Raw genomic sequence first — 17658 nt, forward strand, 5'->3', positions numbered from 1 at the left:
GAAATAAACATTCTCCAAGTTTACAATCCTAAAACAGATACAGCGGCGCATCCCGTTGCCGGGCGTCGCCGCTGTGGCCAAAACCAATCCAATCAATTACGAATTTGCTTGTGCTGTTTTACGCTGTTTTTCTGCACGCTCGCGCTCACTTTTGTTCAAAATCTTTTTGCGCAAACGAATAGCATTAGGTGTAACTTCACAATACTCATCATCATTCAAATACTCGAGCGCCTGTTCCAAAGAGAAGATACGAGGCGTTTTAAGTTTTACGGTATCGTCTTTTGTTGCAGAGCGGACGTTCGTCAATTGCTTCTCTTTACAAATGTTAACAACGATGTCGTTATCACGTGTATGCTCTCCGACAACCATACCTTCATAAATCTCAGTACCCGGCTCCAGGAACAGAATACCACGATCCTCTACACCCATCATGCCATAGAATGTAGTAGTACCATTTTCCGTTGAAATAAGTACGCCTTGATGACGTCCACCGACTTGGCCACCAACAAATGGACCATAGCTGTCAAACGCATGGTTCATTACGCCATAACCACGAGTCAAAGTCAGGAAGTTCGTAGTGTAACCAATTAGACCACGTGCAGGAATCAGGAATTCCAAACGAACCTGTCCGGTGCCATTGTTGATCATGTTGACCATTTCAGCTTTGCGGGAGCCCAGACTTTCCATAACTGCGCCCATGCTTTCTTCAGGAATATCAATGAGGAGACGTTCGATTGGCTCCATTTTCTTGCCATCAATTTCCTTCACGATTACTTCCGGCTTGGACACTTGCAGCTCATAACCTTCACGACGCATGTTTTCAATCAGGATACCCAGATGCAACTCACCACGTCCGGATACAATAAATGCGTCAGGGCTGTCGGTTTCATCGACACGCAAGCTGACATCAGTTTCGAGTTCTTTCAGAAGACGCTCACGGAGTTTACGGGATGTGATCCATTTACCTTCGCGACCTGCGAATGGGCTGTTATTAACCAGGAAGGTCATTTGCAGCGTTGGCTCGTCAATCTTGAGTACAGGCAAAGCTTCAGGATGGTTTGGATCGGCAATCGTTTCACCGATGTTAATATCCTTGATCCCTGCAATAGCCACAATGTCACCAGCGCCCGCTTGATCAGTTTCAATCCGTTTCAGACCTTGGAAACCGAACAGCTTCTCAATACGCGCTGATTTGCTGCTGCCGTCACGCTGCATAACCGTAACCGCTTGTCCCTGCTTGATAATACCACGGTTTACACGGCCAACTGCAATACGGCCAAGATATTCGTTATAGTCCATCAGTGTTACGAGGAATTGAAGAGGCTCATCTATTTTCTCCGTTGGAGCTGGGATATGATCCACAACGGTTTCGTACAATGCCTGCATGTTATCATCTTGCTTTTCGGCATCCAAACTAGATGTTCCGTTCAGCGCTGAAGCATACACAACGGGGAATTCCAACTGCTCATCACTCGCACCCAACTCGATGAACAGATCGAGTACTTCGTCGATAACTTCGGCTGGACGAGCTGCCGGACGGTCAATTTTGTTAACAACAACGATTGGCGTCAGGTTTTGCTCCAGTGCTTTACGCAGTACGAATTTAGTCTGCGGCATACAACCTTCATAAGCATCAACGACGAGCAAAACACCGTCAACCATTTTCATAATCCGTTCCACTTCACCGCCAAAGTCGGCGTGTCCCGGTGTATCCACAATGTTAATCAGATAATCTTTGTACGTAATAGCTGTATTTTTAGCCAAAATCGTAATACCGCGTTCACGCTCCAGATCGTTGGAGTCCATGGCGCGCTCCTGAACAGCCTCGTGGTCTCTAAATGTTCCGGACTGTTGAAGAAGCTTGTCGACAAGCGTCGTTTTGCCGTGGTCGACGTGGGCAATAATTGCAATATTGCGAATGTTCTCTCTTGCATGCATGGTTTGTATCCATATCCTTTCCGTATATCAAAATAGTGTCTCTATCCTGAAAGTAATGCTTATCCAAGGCTAACAATCGTTCTTCAGGCCCGCTCCCTGCCAGCCCTCTATATATTTCAGGCTTCGTGCAGGCAGCTTCTCTTTCCGATTCGCGTGAAAACCTTAAAATAAGCGTCAGAAAACATTCCGACGCTCTTATCATATCCATTATATTATAGTTGAAATATGTCATAAAGCAAGACATTATTGGCTGTTCCGTAATTTACCGCCATAAATTTTGCACTGCTTGTCGTTTCACCATTTACGTTTGGTACGATTGTTAACAACCAGCCATATCCCTGCACCGATCAATACCACTGCAAAAACATAAATCATTCCGGTCCTCAACATACTAATAATCAGTAGAAGTACCGAAACTAGTCCCAAAATCATGCTCCCTGTATATATAGTGCGAGGCAGCGTTATTTCATTAATAGCGTATTCCCATAATCCAACCGCCACACCCAGCAGTAACAAAGACCATAGATAAGCCATCAGATGCCAGCCCCATGTATTACATAGAAAAAATAAAAAACCGTACACCGACAAAATCCCGGCCGGCATTAGCATAATGGGAGAAGTCTTACCCATCATGTACATCGCATGCAGTATAATACCAGGTATTAAAATCAGCAAGGGCCAGAAATTTCGTCCCAAAAAGGAGAAGACCCCCAGTTTTCCCAACAAAATAATCAGTCCTACGGCAATGATGCCCAATCCGATCATACGCTCTTTTCCGGAATTCATCGTGGTCTCCTTTATTTGCTGGATTTGTTTTTTGATCTTTTAACGCAGATGTTGTCAAGTGTATTTTTGTAAGTATAGTGTTCTTACAAAAACCGAGTGGATTCCCCGGCGTTTGCAAAAGCCCTATGTCTAGTTTAGCCGATGTTTTCCAAAAAAACTACGTTCAAATATGGCGGGCTCGCAACTGCTGAACTATTCCTGCTAATACAACTGCGGCGGCCAGCAATCCCGGCAACCATGAATGTAAAATTTCCCCCGGTCCGGCTAACCATGCTCCCAATCTGGGATCACGCAGTAGCATTTCACCTGCCGTAAAAGCCAATATTGCAGATCCGAGTAGAACAAGTATGGGGAAACGGTGAAGCCAGACTGCAATAACGTTGCTCCCCCATACCACAATTGGAATGCTAATCGCAATACCGATGACAATGATGGCAATATCCCCATTTGCAAGTGCCGCAATAGCCAATACATTATCCAGACTCATCACAAAATCCGCCACCAGAATCACCTGTATAGCCTTCCATATGGTTGTTTCTGCTCTTACTCCCACATTATCGTTATTCTCATAAAGCAGCTTAAACGCAATCCATAATAGAAGCAGACCGCCCACCGCCTGAATATAGGGTATACCTAGCAAAAGGACAGCTGCAAAAGTCAACACACAGCGCAGGACAACTGCGCCGAGCGCCCCCCACCATATTGCTTGGCTCCGCTGCCTTGCAGGCAAGTTTTTGCTCGCCATGGCTATAACAACCGCATTATCACCGCTTAACACCAAATTGATCGTTAATATTTTCAACAGCAAAATGATATGCTCCATGTGTACAAACACCCCCATGCTACTTGTATGCGAAATAGGACGAGGCTATGCTTGTGTACCTGGACTCTAATAATTTCATTCATCATTAGCCATAATTTATTAAAGATCAATACCAGATTTGTTGAGCATAATCCTTGAAATCAGTAGCAAACAGCAATATAATGAATCGTATTTCCGAAAAACGGGTATTAATCATAAACAGAACATACTGAATTTAGGTTGTTTAATCAGGGAGATGAGAACGATTGACATGTCCGGATTTCAGTTTTTTATGTTACTGCTTAATGTGATATTTATTGACCTTCTACTTGCAGGAGATAACGCTATTGTAATTGGACTTGCCGCCCGAAAGTTACCGCTCGAAACGCAAAAAAAAGCAATTTTGTACGGTACCGGAGGTGCTCTGCTCATTCGTATAGCCGCCACGATTGTCGTGCTTTGGCTGCTTCGAGTGCCGTGGCTGTTACTCGTCGGGGGTGTAATGCTGATCTGGATTGCATATAAGCTGCTGGTAGATCAGGAGGATCACGCCGAAGTCAAAGCCGGAACGACCTTATGGGGGGCTATCCGCACCATCATAATAGCCGATGCAGCCATGGGGCTGGACAACGTCATCGCCGTCGCAGGTGCTGCCCAGCAGCATTTGATACTGGTGGTGCTTGGTCTACTGATCAGCGTACCGATTGTCGTATGGGGAAGCACTCTTTTCATCAAGCTTATTAACAAATTTCCTTGGATCATTTATTTGGGCTCGGCTGTGCTTGGTTATACCGCCTCCAATATGATTACTGAGGAACGCAAGCTGGAGCCATACTTTACCGAACACCCCGCACTGCGTATCCTGTTTATTGCCACAGTGACGGCTGGTATTCTGCTCACAGGCTATCTTCAAAACCGCAGGGCCATATCCAGCCGAAAAAAAGCCGTTTTGAAATAATTTCAAGAAAAAACTTGTATATCTGTAATCTAAAAGGCAGACCCGACAATAGTCGATGGATCTGCCTTTTTATATACCGTTAAACGTAGCATCTCAAAAGATTTTAAAACCAATCCTCCTGCACAACTTCCTCTTTACGTCCCTCTATAGCCCCATCTGCCTCAAGAACAACCGTCTCCGTTGTAGCCACGGCCTGTTCAATCAAAGTATTTAAATCCCGAATAGAGGCTTCGATCTTTTGAACAACCCATAAATTAGGATTGGTCGTCGGGGATTTGGGAACAAACAATGTGCAGCAATCCTCATATGGCAGGATAGATAGATCGTATGTGCCGATTTGCTTGGCTAATTCCGTAATTTCCTGTTTATCCATCATCACGAGAGGACGCAGCAACGGTAATTCCGTCGAACGCCCAATCACATTCATGCTCGATAAAGTTTGGCTGGCTACTTGGCCGAGACTGTCACCCGTCACTAGCGCCAGCGCGCCTTCACGCTCCGCCAGCATCGTAGCAATACGCAGCATGGACCGTCTCATCAACGTAATGATTAGATTATCCTGTCCAGTGCGTGTAAAAGCCGTCTGCACCTCCGTAAAAGGTACGAGATGAATCTTGATGCGTCCCGCGTAGCCCGCCAATACCCTCGCCAAGTCAATAACCTTTTCTTTCGCACGCTCACTCGTAAATGGATAGCTGTAAAAATGGACGCATTCGATTTCCAATCCTCTGCGCATGGAGGACCATCCCGCTACCGGACTGTCGATTCCGCCCGAGAGCAGTAGCATAGCTTTGCCGTTTGTACCTAACGGATAGCCTCCTACAGCAGTAATAATATCGCTAAATATATAAGCCGCCTGCTCTCTGACTTCCACCCGTAGCTCGATATCCGGTTGGCGGACATCGACCTTTAACACTGGAAGCTCGCGCAGTACCGGCGAACCAATCAAATGATTCATCTCATGAGAGGAATGGGCAAATCCTTTCCACACCCTGCGAGCATTTACCTTGAAAGTCGTTCCTTCCGTCGGATTCAACTCATGCATCAAGGCTACAGCGGTCTCAATAATCGTGTCAAGCTCAACAGGAGCCATTTTAACAGGACTGATGGTGGTGATACCAAACACCCTTTTCAACACTTGGATGATCTGCTCATAAGACTCTCCCCCGAGAACTACATAAATCCGTCCAAATTCCTTACGCAGAGAAGCGCTGGGAAACGGCTTGAGCAACAGTTTTACGTGATTCAGTACCGCCTTTTCAAAACGGGCGCGATTTTTCCCTTTCAATGTAAATTCGCCAAAGCGAAGCAACAGCATATCATAGTGCATTTTAACGTTTCCACCTTTCAAGGGATCCCAATTGCGCCACAGCCTGGCGGAGCGCGAGAATAAGCTCGTCAATATCCTGTTCCGTATGTTCATCGCCGAAGCTGATCCGAATACCGCCTGACGCCTCCGCCTCATTGCGACCCATCGCCAGTAATATCCGGCTAGGCTCGGCCAATTTGGAGGAACAAGCCGATTGGGTCGATACTGCCACGCCCAATTGCTCCAGCGTATGCAGCAGCACCTCTGCCTTCATACCTGGATACGAAAAATGGACAATGTGCGGCGCTTCCTCCCCGCTGTTCAGTCGCAATTGAGGGATCGTCTTCACTTCCGCGGCTACCCGATCTCTCCACGCAGTCATGCGCTGCGCCGCCTCTGCTTGCCGTTCTCCTGCCAGCCGGACCGCCTTGGACATACCGACAAGCAGCGGAACATTTTCCGTGCCTGCACGAAATCCCTGCTCCTGAGAGCCTCCGCTAAGCAACGGGAAAAGCTCCACACCTTCCCGAACAATAAGTAGTCCGGCTCCTTTGGGACCGCGCAGCTTATGTGCGGACAGGCTGTACAGATCAGCCTTCCAGCCCCGAATATCCACCGGAAGCTTTCCATAGCCCTGCACACCATCAACATGGAACAGTACACGTGGGAACTGTTCCTTCAACGCAACTCCGATATCATGCAACGGCTGTACCCTTCCCGTCTCATTATTGACATGCATAATGCTGACTAAAATCGTGTCTGTGCGGGTAGCTGCACATACCTGCTCGGCACTGACATGCCCTTCCGCATCAACGGGCAGAAATGTGACCTCAAAACCGAGGTCTGCCAGTTGTTTGCAGGCTTCATACACGGACGGATGCTCCGTCGACACTGTAACGATATGCTTGCCTCTGGCCTGATACTGTAAGGCTACTCCCTTAATAGCGAGATTGTTGCTTTCCGTTGCCCCGGATGTGAACACAATCTCCGCCGGATGCACCCTCAAAGCTGTGGCACAAACCTCCCGGGAACGCTTAAGCAGCTTATCCGCATCCTCCCCGTATCGATGCATTGAGGACGGATTGCCATAGTGGCGTCCCATTACCTCGGCAATAGTCGTAATCACCTCTTCAAAAGGCGGAGTTGTCGCTGCATAATCAAAATATTTCATGAAACACCCCTTTCTGCCCTGCAACCTCTACAACAAAAAAAGACCAAAACAAGGAAAGGCCACTGCATTACACAGTGACACCCTTTCCCCATATTGATCCTGCCTGCGGACCTGTCTGATTAAAATTTTGTTTTTTCTTTATAAGCTACAGGGCTTAGAACGTATATTTTTCACGTGCATTCTGAATTTTGGTAATATACTTTTGCGTTTCTACCGGAAGCATGTCCAGCACAGCCATCAACTGCTCGTCACTATTCACGCCCAATCGCTGTACCCGCCCGGGGCCTGCATTATAAGCTGCCAAGGCCATATTTTCCTGTCCATTAAAACGCTTAATCTGGTAAGACAAATAACGAACGCCAGCATCAATATTTTGTGCAGGGTCATACGCATCGCTAACTCCCAATCCTTGGGCCGTAGCATCCATGAGCTGCATAAGCCCTTTGGCTCCAGCTGAAGATGTGACCAGCGGGTTAAACGAAGATTCCGTATCAATGACCGCTTTAATCAGCGACACCGGAACCCCGTATTTATTGCCGGCCTCGTTAATTAAATCATCATAAGCTGTAGGTTTGGTCGGCCCATCGGTTGCTGCGCTGGAAGCAGGATATACCGCCAATGGCGAAGCCGTTCCCCTCGATGGTCCCAATTGGAGCCAAAGCAACCCATTTTCATCCCTTGTAACGTCCCCTGAATTTACACGAGCTGCAGCATCATCTGTCTCCAACTGCCCTGCCTGCTCGAGTAATCCGGAAAAGGCGTCCGTTGTACCCGTTTGTGCTGTAGCACCTATATTACTCAACAACTGCGTATCTATTATGGCCTTGGACACGCGCGGATCTATTTGCATGTGGTATTCCCAACTTTCTTTAGTTGTTATATCCCAAACTGCCTATCATTACTGCTTATGATACAACGTTTTGCTATGTACTGCCATACTTTTTAACGAAAAAAAGCTCCGCATCTGTCGAATTGACAGCGGAGCTTCATGGTAATGGGTCAATACAGATAGATCGCTATAATAATTTTACTCGAACAGAGCAAGCGATCACCCGGCTTTTCGTGCCTTCACAAGATCAACGAACAAACGGTATAAAAGCAAAGTAACTTAATGTCGCCAGCGCACCCAGTCCAATCGACCAAATACCTGTTGTTTTGTTACCATTTACATAAGCAAAAAAGCCCAACACTGCAGCAATAGGTCCCAGCACAATAGACCACATAAACAGTGCAGCAATTCCTGCGGCTAGACCGATATAGCCAGAGATACGTCCACTTTGGCTTATGACATGCTGCTCATCCTTGTCCTCATGCCGAGTCACAGCTGGTGAGCCGGGAGCTACCTCAGACGCATATTCCTCCTGGTGTTTGCGACGCTTGGCAGACCGCTCTTGAGTGCGACGGGGGTAGTCCACACGCTCACGGCTAAAATGCTCTTGGTCTTGATGCTTATCAGTTTCATGATCCTCCATAATACACTGCACCTCCAGATACGTAATGATTTGCGGTATGAATTTTTACAGGGACTTTGGTTTAAATGTGTGGCAACAGGTTGCAGCAGATGTTGCAGCCTGGTCACGTTCAACTGAGCTGAAGCTTTCACCTGCATATTCTTCATCAAATTTTTTCCCGGCATGACTGTCACTTTCTATCATGATCAAATCTGCCTTGCACAAGTTGTTTTCTCCCCAATAATGACAATTGGCTACGCTGCATTTGACTATTGGCTTGGCCTCCTGGCTCATGATTATCACCTCGGATTCATTGTCCCCCCCGTAGCGTTCACCTATGCGCCCATGGCATATGGCAGTTGGTGACATACGAAAAAGCCGTTTCCGGCACCTCCTCCAAACTGGCAGGAAGCAAACAGGAAACGGCTTGCTTGTCTCATATGTTTTTGTTTTGATGTAAAAAAATCACCTGGCTAGATGCTTACGCATGTGTACGGCGAGTCTGCATCCGGCGCTGAGTCAAATAATCACTTTCATAATAAGCAAGATCATCGCGCAATTCTTCAAAATTTTTCGTAATGTCCATGATCACTTCGCGGGCGGGAGTTACTGGCGTTTTACGGAAGCGTATAGCATCTTGTCCCGTATAAGCGTAGCGTCCGTCCTCTGCGTAAGATTCATTTTTGGGATAAAAAAAGCTGTTCACGCAGTCATGATAAACGTTATACAATGCCTTTTCCGCAAAATCGACGTCAAAGTTGGCACGGCGCAAAGCCACACCCAGCTTTTCATAAGATACTTCGGAAAAAACAAGGACATGGCGGAGATCCGACAAAAAGCCTTTGTAAAAGAGTACGGACTCCTCACTGCGATCTACAGCCAGCTCCGGTAGTGCATGCTCATTAAGGAATGCTTCCACCCGTTCCACGGCAGATTTCAGTTTCTCCTGCGCCGACTCACATAATTTTTGTACGTTGACTGCTGACATCAATGCAGCTCCCCCTTATTTGTTGCTTGTTCATCAATTGGTTACCCGAAAATAGATCCTTCTAACCGAAAGAGCTGTAATTTTCAGTATTTATCCTAACACAAATAAAGATTGAAAGGTATAAAAACATGCCAACCTTCTCACGCTAAACCATAAATTCATAAACTCCCAAGGAGGACGGTCCCATGTCTCGGCAAAAATGGTTAAAACCCCTGATCGGAGCAGCCGCCGGGGTGCTTCTCATCACCCTGATGCTGCCTTCCCGAGATCACCGCCACACACCACAGCCCGAATATACGGCAAAAATGGTCCCACAGCAGGAAAAGCAGCTCAAAAAAGGAATGTTAGCTTTGGACTTGTCCGCTACGGATACCATCACCCGCATGGATGCCAGGCAGGATATTGAATACGTAATGCGAGAACTGAATGGTAAAACTAATGATCAGAAAAAGCAATTTGCCCGCAAGCTTCAGCAGTCCCACAATCATCTTCACACGCTACAGTGGATCAATACACGTGACGGGAAGAACACTACCTACACAGGCAGTAAGGCACAACCTCGTCTGCTTAATCACGTTCAAGTCAAAAATAGCCTGGCTGCGGCTCGCCGTTCCGTCCTGCAAAATAAATCTTACGAGTCCGCTGCTTTTCAGGCAGAAGGCGGAAAATATTTTGTCATGGCAGAGCCATCGACTGACGGGACATACGGCGTTGCCGCACTGGTCAGCCAGCAAGTGCTTCGTGACGTGGAAAAGCATCAGCGTAAAAACCTGCGCCTGATCCCATACCCGAAGGAAGGCAGCTACAAAATCGAATCTGTACATCCCGACACACTGCATGATATTACTGTCAAGACGGGGCATGACAATGAAAATGCGAGCCATTATTTTGAAAATGAAATCGTCGTTCGCTTCCGCCAAAATCCTGATCAACGGCAATTACGCGAAATTGCCGCAGATTTGAACTGCGAGCCAGGCCGAAAGCTCGGTTATACGTATGTGTTCCATTCGAATAACATGAACTTCAAAGAACTAAAGCAATATTTCTCGCAAAAGTGGAACCCGATATATGCAGAACCTCACTACATGTATCTGACTAATGAAAAAACACCCGTAAAAGCGTCGGATGTCTCTATTCCGAATGACCTGCTCTTTTCCCGCTATCAGTGGAATCTGCCGGCCACCGAAACCAACCGGGGCTGGGCGCTATCCAAAGGCAGTAAAAATGTAGTCGTAGCAGTCGTGGATACGGGAGTGGATATGGACCATCCTGATCTAAAGGGCCAAATCCTACCGGGACACAACGTAGTCAACTCGAAGGAAAAGCCTTACGATGACGTCGGTCACGGAACGCATGTTGCCGGCATCATTTCCGCGCTCGTGAACAACGGCGAGGGTGTTGCTGGCATGACATGGTACAACAAGGTTATGCCAGTCAAGGTACTCGATCAATCCGGCTCCGGTACCACATATTCCGTGGCAGAAGGTATTATATGGGCCGCAGACCATGGAGCCAAGGTCATTAATTTGAGCCTCGGCAATTATGCGCAAGCTGAATTTTTGCACGATGCGATTAAATATGCCTATGACAAGGATATTGTATTAGTCGCGGCCACGGGAAATGATAATACGGAACGACCCGGCTATCCCGCCGCTTATCCTGAAGTATTTGCCGTATCTGCCACAGACGCGTCCATGCACCGCGCTTCCTTTTCCAACTACGGAGATTATGTTGACGTTATGGCCCCCGGCGCAAGCATAGCGAGCACGTATCCGGGGAACCAATACGCTGCTCTCTCAGGCACTTCGATGGCCAGTCCGCATGTGTCAGCGCTCGCGGCCCTCGTTCGTTCTATCAATCCCGACCTGACGAACAAAGAGGTCATGGATTTGATGAGAAACAGCGTGATTGATTTGGGTACACCGGGACATGACAAATATTTCGGATATGGCCAAATCGATGTATATAAGGCGTTGAAAGCAGCTCAACGTCCGTATGTTCCTTTACAGTTGTATCCACAGCATTTGGGTGACAAGATTAAATCTCTCTTGAAAATGCTGGAAAAGTAAAAAAGGATTCCGTTTGGACAAAAAGCAGCCATGTACGCTCCATGACTGCTTTTTTTTGTAAACCCTTAGCGCTTAGATTTACTACGTACCTGTCGCTTGCCATTACTGCGTGTATGACTGAGGGTATGACAGCAAGGGTCACCCGGGTCCTTTACAACCACTGGAAATACATGGTGGGGTACAGGTATAATGTGCGTTTGGTTGACAATCTCAATTGGATGAACCACAGGCACGACTTGTGGGAAAAATTGATGATTTACAAATTGCATCGGCGGGCACACGATAGGATCGTAAGGGCAATGACTCATAATGTGCAACTCCTTTCGGTGAATTAGTACAGCATATTATGAAGGGGTTCCCTGTGATTGGATGATTACCCCCTATTGCAAATATCCTTATAAAATAGGCCTTCGTTCCATGATGATCGAGCGGTCAAGCAGTTCTCCCAGCAAGCGGCATAACTTGCGCAATCCTGCTTCGAGTGTATCCTTGGCCGTGTATGAAAAGGAAATACGAATATGATTACTTTCCATACCACCTGCATAGCACACCCCGCCTGGTAAAAAGGATATACCTTCCCGATCAGCTAATCGTCCCAGCTCTGCGATATCAACAGCAGGCGGGAGTTTTATCCACATATTAAGACCACCCTCAGGTGCTTGCCAGGTGACTTCTGCAGGGGCAAAGCGCTGAAGTGTGTGCAATGCAGTTGTCAGACGGTCCTGCATTTGATCTCTTAACAAGACGAGATAGTTATCCAGCCGATGCCTGATGAATGGTAACAATGCTTTTTGCGTCAATAGAGGGCTTCCGAGATCCGTAGTTGACTTGGCTGCCACAAGGCGGTCCAGCACACTTCCTGTAGCCACTACACAAGCGATACGACAGCCAGGAGCGACGGTTTTACTGAAGCTTTTAATATAAATCACATGTCCGGACAGATCATGCGCCTTGATGGGAAGCGGCGGCTTTGTTTTGTAGTACAGATCAGAAAACGGATCATCTTCGACGATCAGACAATGATAACTTTGCGCCAGATCCAGAAGCTGCATGCGTCTGACCGTCGTTAAGGTTATTCCAGTGGGATTATGAAAGGTAGGTATCGTATAGATCAGCTTTGGAGGATGAGTGTCACAGAGGTGTGTCAGGATATCCATGCGCATGCCCTGCTCATCCATCGGAATCATAACCACCTTGGCACCTCGGCTGGTGAATACATCAATTGCACCCGTATACGTAGGAGCCTCCATATAGACGACGTCACCAGGTCCAACGAACGTACGCGCCACAAGATCAATCCCCTGCTGGGCACCGCTTGTCACAAGCAGATGTTCTGCTTCAATATGGATTCCACGTTCGCTCAGGTGAACTGCAAATACTTCCCTCAGTTCTACATCTCCTTCGAATGTGCCGTAAACAGCCATCGCATCGGGGTCTTCGGAGGATAAACGTCGGGTATCGTCAATGATTTCACGAGTGGGAAGAAGCTCTGGCTGAACTGCTGCAATATGAAATGAATAGGGAACCTGACGGCTATGATTAAAGTTTCTCCACAACTGTGCACGCGGCAAGTAATCAATCAGCGACATTTGCCATGATAAATCCAGCGTTTCCTCACGATGCAATGACACAGAAGGTTCGGCTACATAGCATCCCTTTCCCTGTGTACATACCACAAGATGTATGGATTCCAGCTCCGCATACGCCTTGCTTACAGTTACAGGGCTAACGGAAAGCAGACTGGACAAATGGCGGACAGAGGGAAGCTTTGTACCCTGAGGCAGCAGTCCGGACTGGATACGGTCCGCTAATGTTTTGGCAATTTGTAAATATAATTTGACACTGCTATTGCGGCTGAGTTCAATATGCATCGGAATCGTCCCTCCAGAATCTGACCATCGACTTCCATTGTAACATTCAATCACTTGGTAGACGACGCGAATCGGCCGAACGAGCTTCTTGTTTTCCATATTTTCTCGAATTGACATTTTACCCGGGCGTCATTATTATCTTACAGTATAAGATAAAAACTAGAAGGTGTTGTAGTCAATGGATTATAAAGCATCAGCAACAGAACTATTCGAGTGTATCGCCAAATCGCGCAAACCGGTATTAGAGGAACGAGTGCACTTTTCCCGTGGTGAAATGGGGATTCTCATCGCTTTGAGTCATCAGGACGGGGTTACTTCGGGCCATTTGAGCGAATACTTGTCTGTCAGTACGGGACGGGTAGCAACGGCGCTGAAAAGTTTGGAGAAGAAAGGACTGATTGTACGACGTACGGATGTCAACGACAAACGCAAGGTGATTGTATTCATTACGGATTCAGGCAAGCAATTTATGATTGACAGGTATAACGAAGGAGTCGCATGGAGCGAGAAAATTCTTCGAAAGCTAGACGAACAAGATGCCAAAGAGTTTATCCGACTCATTAAGCTTATTGTCTCTAAAAACTAAATTGCATCAAACACCTAAGATTTTCAGATAAAAGGAGAGCAACAGAATGCTGAAGATATTCAAATATCTCAAGAAAAATGAATGGATGCTCGTGCTTTACAGCCTGGCTTTCATCGTTGTGCAGGTATGGCTTGATCTGAAGCTGCCTGATTATATGGCGGAAATTACGACCAAGCTGCAAACGGAAGGAACACCTATATCGGAACTGCTGATTCCCGGCAGTTATATGCTGTTGTGTGCCGTCGGCAGTATGATTGCATCTATTATTGTCGGCTATTTCGCGGCGAAGGTGGCGGCAGGGCTGGCCATGCGTCTGCGTGCGATGGTCTTTGATAAGACCTTATCCTTTTCGATGGAAGAGATGAACAGCTTTTCGACGGCAAGCCTCATCACCCGCTCCACGAACGATGTTACCCAGATTCAAACGGTGGTTGCGCTGGGGCTACAGGTGATCATCAAGGCACCGATTCTGGCCGTGTGGGCCATTGTGAAGATTGCGGATAAAAACTGGCAGTGGACCGCCTCTACAGGAGGGGCCGTGGCTGTCCTGATCCTGATGCTGAGTGTCATTATTATTTTCGCTCTCCCCAGTTTCCAAAAAATCCAGCGTCTCACCGATAATCTGAACAGGGTAACACGTGAGCATCTGACCGGGCTTCGGGTGGTGCGCGCTTATAATGCAGATCAGTATCAGGAGGAGAAGTTCGGGCAGGCCAATGTCGAATTGATGAATACAAACCTGTTTGCGAACCGGTTAATGACAATGGTTGGCCCGGGTATGACCTTTATTATGTCGGGTCTGAGTGTCTCTATCTATTGGATTGGCGCTTATCTGATTAACGGAGCGGCCGTGCCGGACCGCATTGCGTTGTTCTCTAATATGGTCGTATTTTCCTCTTATGCGATGCAGGTGGTCATGGCCTTTATGATGGTAAGTATGATCTTCTTCCTGATGCCTCGAGCTTCGATTTCTGCGAAACGGATCATGGAGGTATTGAATACCGAATCCCGCATCGTTGATGGGCATGAGACGGCTGGAGAAGAGGACGTTATGGGTCAGGTGGAATTCCGTAATGTCAGCTTCAAATATCCGGATGCGGAGGAGCCCGTGCTTAGCAACATTAGCTTTACGGCAAAACAGGGCGAGACGATTGCCTTTATTGGCGCAACAGGTAGCGGCAAAACCAGCGTAATCAATCTGATTTCCCGTTTTTACGATGTGACCGAGGGAGAGGTGCTCGTAGATGGGGTGAATGTCAGAAGCTATAAGCAGCAGACACTCCATAACAAAATCGGGTATGTCCCTCAGAGAGCCGTGCTTTTCAGCGGTACAGTGGCATCCAACGTTTCGTATGGTGATAACGGAAGAGCAGACGCTTCGGAGAAACTCGTCAAAGCAGCCGTAGGGATTGCCCAAGGCACAGAGTTTGTTGAAAAAATGGATGGTCAGTATCAGGGACGGATTTCACAAGGTGGAGCGAACGTGTCCGGTGGTCAAAAGCAGCGTCTGTCCATTGCGCGTGCCATCTACCGTCGGCCGGAGATTTATATTTTCGATGATTCCTTCTCGGCACTGGACTACAGAACAGACCGGATTCTGCGCTCTGCGCTTAAAAAAGAAACCGACCATGCTACGACACTCATTGTCGCTCAGCGCATAGGCACCATTAAGGACGCTGATCGGATTATCGTATTGGACCAGGGCGAGATTGTAGGGAACGGCACGCATGAAGAGCTGATGGCGAGCTGCGGGACCTATCAGGAGATTGCTTATTCGCAGCTTTCGAAGGAGGAACTCGTACATGGATAAGAATGAACACACCACAGACAGCAAGCATATGAAGTCGAAACAGCAAGGTCCCATGGGTGGAGGTCCTGCGGGAGGCATGGGTGCTGGTGAAAAAGCGAATAATTTTAAAAAGACCATTAAGCAGCTCTTATCCTACGGTAAGGCCTATGTACCTATGATTATACTCTCTATGGTGCTGGCGCTGGCCGGTTCCATCTTCAACGTGATTGGTCCGGGTAAGCTCAGCGATATTACCAACCTGATCCAGCAAGGAATCGTAACAGGGATTGATGTGAATGCTGTCCAGAAGATTGTTCTTGTATTGGTAGTTTTGTATGGTCTCGGTCTTATCTTTAATTATTTCCAAGGTTTCATTACGGTAACCGTGTCACAGCATCTTACAAAGAAGATGCGGACAGAACTGTCCCGAAAAATCAATCATATGCCTTTGAAATATTTTGATGCTACGAGCTATGGTAATGTGCTTAGCCGTGTGACCAACGATGTCGATACCATCGGACAAACGTTAAACAATAGTCTTGGTACGCTTGTCAGTGCGCTGGCAACCTTCGTGGGCGCATTGGTTATGATGCTGTATACGAACTGGATCATGACCATTACCGGGATTGTAGCTACGCTGATCGGTTTTTTACTGATGACCGTGATTATGAAGCATTCACAAAAATATTTTGTAGCACAGCAAGCGGAGCTTGGCCAGCTCAACGGTCATATCGAAGAAACCTATGCTGGTCATAGCGTAGTCAAGGTATATAACGGAGAACAAGCAGCCAAGGAAATGTTCCATGGCATTAACGACCGCTTATATACAAATGCATGGAAATCCCAGTTCATGTCTGGTCTGATGATGCCGGTTATGATGTTCATCGGGAATTTCGGTTATGTCGCGGTCTGTGTCGTGGGCGCTTTGCTGGTGAACCAACATGCGATAACCATCGGAACAATTGTGGCCTTTATGGTGTATATTCGTCTGTTTACACAGCCCTTGTCACAATTGGCACAGGCAGCAACCAATCTGCAATCAGCGGCTGCCGCCAGTGAACGTGTATTCGAATTTCTGGGTGAAGAAGAATTGGCGGATGAGAGCGATAAGACCATGAAGCTGGACAACGCCAAAGGGGAAGTCGAATTCAAACATGTCCGCTTCGGTTATAACGAAGACCGTATGATTATCCAAGACTTTTCCATGAAAGCTGAAGCTGGCCAGAAAATTGCCATTGTTGGTCCGACAGGCGCCGGTAAAACGACACTCGTGAACTTGCTCATGCGGTTCTATGAACTGAACGGCGGGGAAATCTATATTGATGGAACCCCGAGCAGCCAATTAACACGTAAGAATATTCATGAATTATTCTGTATGGTGCTGCAGGATACCTGGCTGTTTGAAGGAACGATCCGCGAGAATATTGTCTTTTCCAAAGAGCATGTTACCGATGAACAGGTAGAGGCCGCATGTAGAGCGGTGGGGCTGCACAGCTTCCTTAAAACACTGCCGCAGGGCTATGATACGATGTTGGACGACAAAGCCAATCTCTCTGCCGGTCAAAAGCAGTTGATTACCATTGCAAGAGCCATGATTGAAGATGCACCCATGCTTATTCTAGATGAGGCCACAAGCTCCGTCGATACGCGTACAGAATTGCTGATTCAACAAGCGATGGACCGGCTGACTGTAGGGAAAACCTCCTTTGTGATTGCCCACCGCCTCTCGACGATCAAGAACGCCGATATGATTCTGGTCATGAAGGACGGCGACATTATCGAAACAGGTAACCATGAGGAATTGCTGGCTAAAGGCGGCTTCTATGCCGATCTATATAACAGTCAGTTTGAACATGCATCCTAAAAATAACCAGTCCCTTATTTGAAAAATCAGAATAATAGCTACTAATAGCATATCAGGGTAAAAGAGAACGTGTCTG

16 protein-coding genes are annotated in these 17658 nt (G+C 47.2%); 5 read left to right on the forward strand and 11 right to left on the reverse strand.

Annotated elements, in window-relative coordinates; all coding sequences use genetic code 11:
- Nucleotides 1-96: 96 nt before the first annotated feature.
- The 3 genes from typA to HPL003_RS24385 form a co-directional block, all read right to left on the reverse strand.
- Nucleotides 97-1938, reverse strand: coding sequence for a translational GTPase TypA (gene typA / locus HPL003_RS24375; RefSeq protein WP_014282461.1), 1842 nt, complete (start codon nucleotides 1936-1938; stop codon nucleotides 97-99).
- A gap of 294 nt (nucleotides 1939-2232) precedes the next feature.
- A complete protein-coding gene (locus HPL003_RS24380; protein ID WP_014282462.1) occupies nucleotides 2233-2724 on the reverse strand; it encodes a hypothetical protein in 492 nt (163 codons plus the stop codon).
- A gap of 163 nt (nucleotides 2725-2887) precedes the next feature.
- On the reverse strand, nucleotides 2888-3547 hold the full coding sequence (locus HPL003_RS24385; protein WP_014282463.1) for a TerC family protein: 660 nt from the start codon (nucleotides 3545-3547) through the stop codon (nucleotides 2888-2890).
- Between the two features lie 250 nt (nucleotides 3548-3797).
- On the opposite strand from HPL003_RS24385, the gene HPL003_RS24390 reads away from it, so the two are divergent.
- Nucleotides 3798-4484, forward strand: coding sequence for a TerC family protein (locus tag HPL003_RS24390; protein ID WP_014282464.1), 687 nt, complete (start codon nucleotides 3798-3800; stop codon nucleotides 4482-4484).
- 103 nt (nucleotides 4485-4587) lie between these two features.
- Here the strand turns inward: HPL003_RS24390 and thiI are convergent, their stop codons facing one another.
- The 6 genes from thiI to HPL003_RS24420 form a co-directional block, all read right to left on the reverse strand.
- Entirely contained in the window at nucleotides 4588-5814 is a 1227-nt protein-coding gene (gene thiI / locus HPL003_RS24395; RefSeq protein WP_014282465.1) for a tRNA uracil 4-sulfurtransferase ThiI, read from the reverse strand.
- 1 nt (nucleotide 5815) lies between these two features.
- Complete coding sequence (locus tag HPL003_RS24400; RefSeq protein ID WP_014282466.1) at nucleotides 5816-6964, reverse strand: cysteine desulfurase family protein; 1149 nt, start codon at nucleotides 6962-6964, stop codon at nucleotides 5816-5818.
- Nucleotides 6965-7118: 154 nt separating this feature from the next.
- Nucleotides 7119-7814, reverse strand: a complete 696-nt coding sequence (locus tag HPL003_RS24405; RefSeq protein WP_014282467.1) for a lytic transglycosylase domain-containing protein — start codon at nucleotides 7812-7814, stop codon at nucleotides 7119-7121.
- A gap of 226 nt (nucleotides 7815-8040) precedes the next feature.
- A complete protein-coding gene (locus tag HPL003_RS24410) occupies nucleotides 8041-8436 on the reverse strand; it encodes a hypothetical protein (protein ID WP_014282468.1) in 396 nt (131 codons plus the stop codon).
- 45 nt (nucleotides 8437-8481) lie between these two features.
- Nucleotides 8482-8709 (reverse strand): DUF1540 domain-containing protein, encoded by a 228-nt coding sequence (locus HPL003_RS24415; protein WP_043922899.1) that lies wholly within the window; start codon nucleotides 8707-8709, stop codon nucleotides 8482-8484.
- A gap of 187 nt (nucleotides 8710-8896) precedes the next feature.
- Nucleotides 8897-9403 carry a YpuI family protein gene (locus tag HPL003_RS24420; protein ID WP_014282470.1) on the reverse strand — a complete coding sequence of 169 codons (507 nt, stop codon included), beginning with the start codon at nucleotides 9401-9403 and terminating at the stop codon, nucleotides 8897-8899.
- Between the two features lie 185 nt (nucleotides 9404-9588).
- On the opposite strand from HPL003_RS24420, the gene HPL003_RS24425 reads away from it, so the two are divergent.
- The gene (locus HPL003_RS24425) at nucleotides 9589-11472 is read left to right on the forward strand and encodes a S8 family peptidase (protein WP_014282471.1); all 1884 of its coding nucleotides are present in this window, start codon (nucleotides 9589-9591) and stop codon (nucleotides 11470-11472) included.
- 65 nt (nucleotides 11473-11537) lie between these two features.
- Here the strand turns inward: HPL003_RS24425 and HPL003_RS28005 are convergent, their stop codons facing one another.
- Nucleotides 11538-11780, reverse strand: a complete 243-nt coding sequence (locus HPL003_RS28005) for a hypothetical protein (protein WP_081473760.1) — start codon at nucleotides 11778-11780, stop codon at nucleotides 11538-11540.
- 87 nt (nucleotides 11781-11867) lie between these two features.
- Nucleotides 11868-13343 carry a MocR-like pyridoxine biosynthesis transcription factor PdxR gene (gene pdxR / locus HPL003_RS24430; protein WP_014282472.1) on the reverse strand — a complete coding sequence of 492 codons (1476 nt, stop codon included), beginning with the start codon at nucleotides 13341-13343 and terminating at the stop codon, nucleotides 11868-11870.
- Nucleotides 13344-13521: 178 nt separating this feature from the next.
- Here pdxR and HPL003_RS24435 point away from each other — a divergent pair, with 178 nt between their 5' ends.
- Genes HPL003_RS24435 through HPL003_RS24445 form a run of 3 tightly spaced genes read left to right on the forward strand, consistent with a single transcriptional unit; the run spans nucleotide 13522 to nucleotide 17582 of the window.
- A complete protein-coding gene (locus HPL003_RS24435; protein WP_014282473.1) occupies nucleotides 13522-13929 on the forward strand; it encodes a MarR family winged helix-turn-helix transcriptional regulator in 408 nt (135 codons plus the stop codon).
- A gap of 46 nt (nucleotides 13930-13975) precedes the next feature.
- Complete coding sequence (locus tag HPL003_RS24440; protein WP_014282474.1) at nucleotides 13976-15739, forward strand: ABC transporter ATP-binding protein; 1764 nt, start codon at nucleotides 13976-13978, stop codon at nucleotides 15737-15739.
- Nucleotides 15732-17582, forward strand: coding sequence for an ABC transporter ATP-binding protein (locus HPL003_RS24445; protein WP_014282475.1), 1851 nt, complete (start codon nucleotides 15732-15734; stop codon nucleotides 17580-17582). Before HPL003_RS24440 ends, HPL003_RS24445 begins: the two co-directional genes overlap by 8 nt.
- Nucleotides 17583-17658: the final 76 nt, after the last annotated feature.

The organism is Paenibacillus terrae HPL-003, assembly GCF_000235585.1.
Lineage (GTDB): Bacteria > Bacillota > Bacilli > Paenibacillales > Paenibacillaceae > Paenibacillus > Paenibacillus terrae_B.

Bases quoted from the DNA above. Each gene is read 5' to 3' on its own strand.
- typA (WP_014282461.1), bottom strand. From the start codon at position 1,938: ATGCATGCAAGAGAGAACATTCGCAATATTGCAATTATTGCCCACGTC.
- HPL003_RS24380 (WP_014282462.1), bottom strand. From the start codon at position 2,724: ATGAATTCCGGAAAAGAGCGTATGATCGGATTGGGCATCATTGCCGTA.
- HPL003_RS24385 (WP_014282463.1), bottom strand. From the start codon at position 3,547: ATGGAGCATATCATTTTGCTGTTGAAAATATTAACGATCAATTTGGTG.
- HPL003_RS24390 (WP_014282464.1), top strand. From the start codon at position 3,798: ATGTCCGGATTTCAGTTTTTTATGTTACTGCTTAATGTGATATTTATT.
- thiI (WP_014282465.1), bottom strand. From the start codon at position 5,814: ATGCACTATGATATGCTGTTGCTTCGCTTTGGCGAATTTACATTGAAA.
- HPL003_RS24400 (WP_014282466.1), bottom strand. From the start codon at position 6,964: ATGAAATATTTTGATTATGCAGCGACAACTCCGCCTTTTGAAGAGGTG.
- HPL003_RS24405 (WP_014282467.1), bottom strand. From the start codon at position 7,814: ATGCAAATAGATCCGCGCGTGTCCAAGGCCATAATAGATACGCAGTTG.
- HPL003_RS24410 (WP_014282468.1), bottom strand. From the start codon at position 8,436: ATGGAGGATCATGAAACTGATAAGCATCAAGACCAAGAGCATTTTAGC.
- HPL003_RS24415 (WP_043922899.1), bottom strand. From the start codon at position 8,709: ATGAGCCAGGAGGCCAAGCCAATAGTCAAATGCAGCGTAGCCAATTGT.
- HPL003_RS24420 (WP_014282470.1), bottom strand. From the start codon at position 9,403: ATGTCAGCAGTCAACGTACAAAAATTATGTGAGTCGGCGCAGGAGAAA.
- HPL003_RS24425 (WP_014282471.1), top strand. From the start codon at position 9,589: ATGTCTCGGCAAAAATGGTTAAAACCCCTGATCGGAGCAGCCGCCGGG.
- HPL003_RS28005 (WP_081473760.1), bottom strand. From the start codon at position 11,780: ATGAGTCATTGCCCTTACGATCCTATCGTGTGCCCGCCGATGCAATTT.
- pdxR (WP_014282472.1), bottom strand. From the start codon at position 13,343: ATGCATATTGAACTCAGCCGCAATAGCAGTGTCAAATTATATTTACAA.
- HPL003_RS24435 (WP_014282473.1), top strand. From the start codon at position 13,522: ATGGATTATAAAGCATCAGCAACAGAACTATTCGAGTGTATCGCCAAA.
- HPL003_RS24440 (WP_014282474.1), top strand. From the start codon at position 13,976: ATGCTGAAGATATTCAAATATCTCAAGAAAAATGAATGGATGCTCGTG.
- HPL003_RS24445 (WP_014282475.1), top strand. From the start codon at position 15,732: ATGGATAAGAATGAACACACCACAGACAGCAAGCATATGAAGTCGAAA.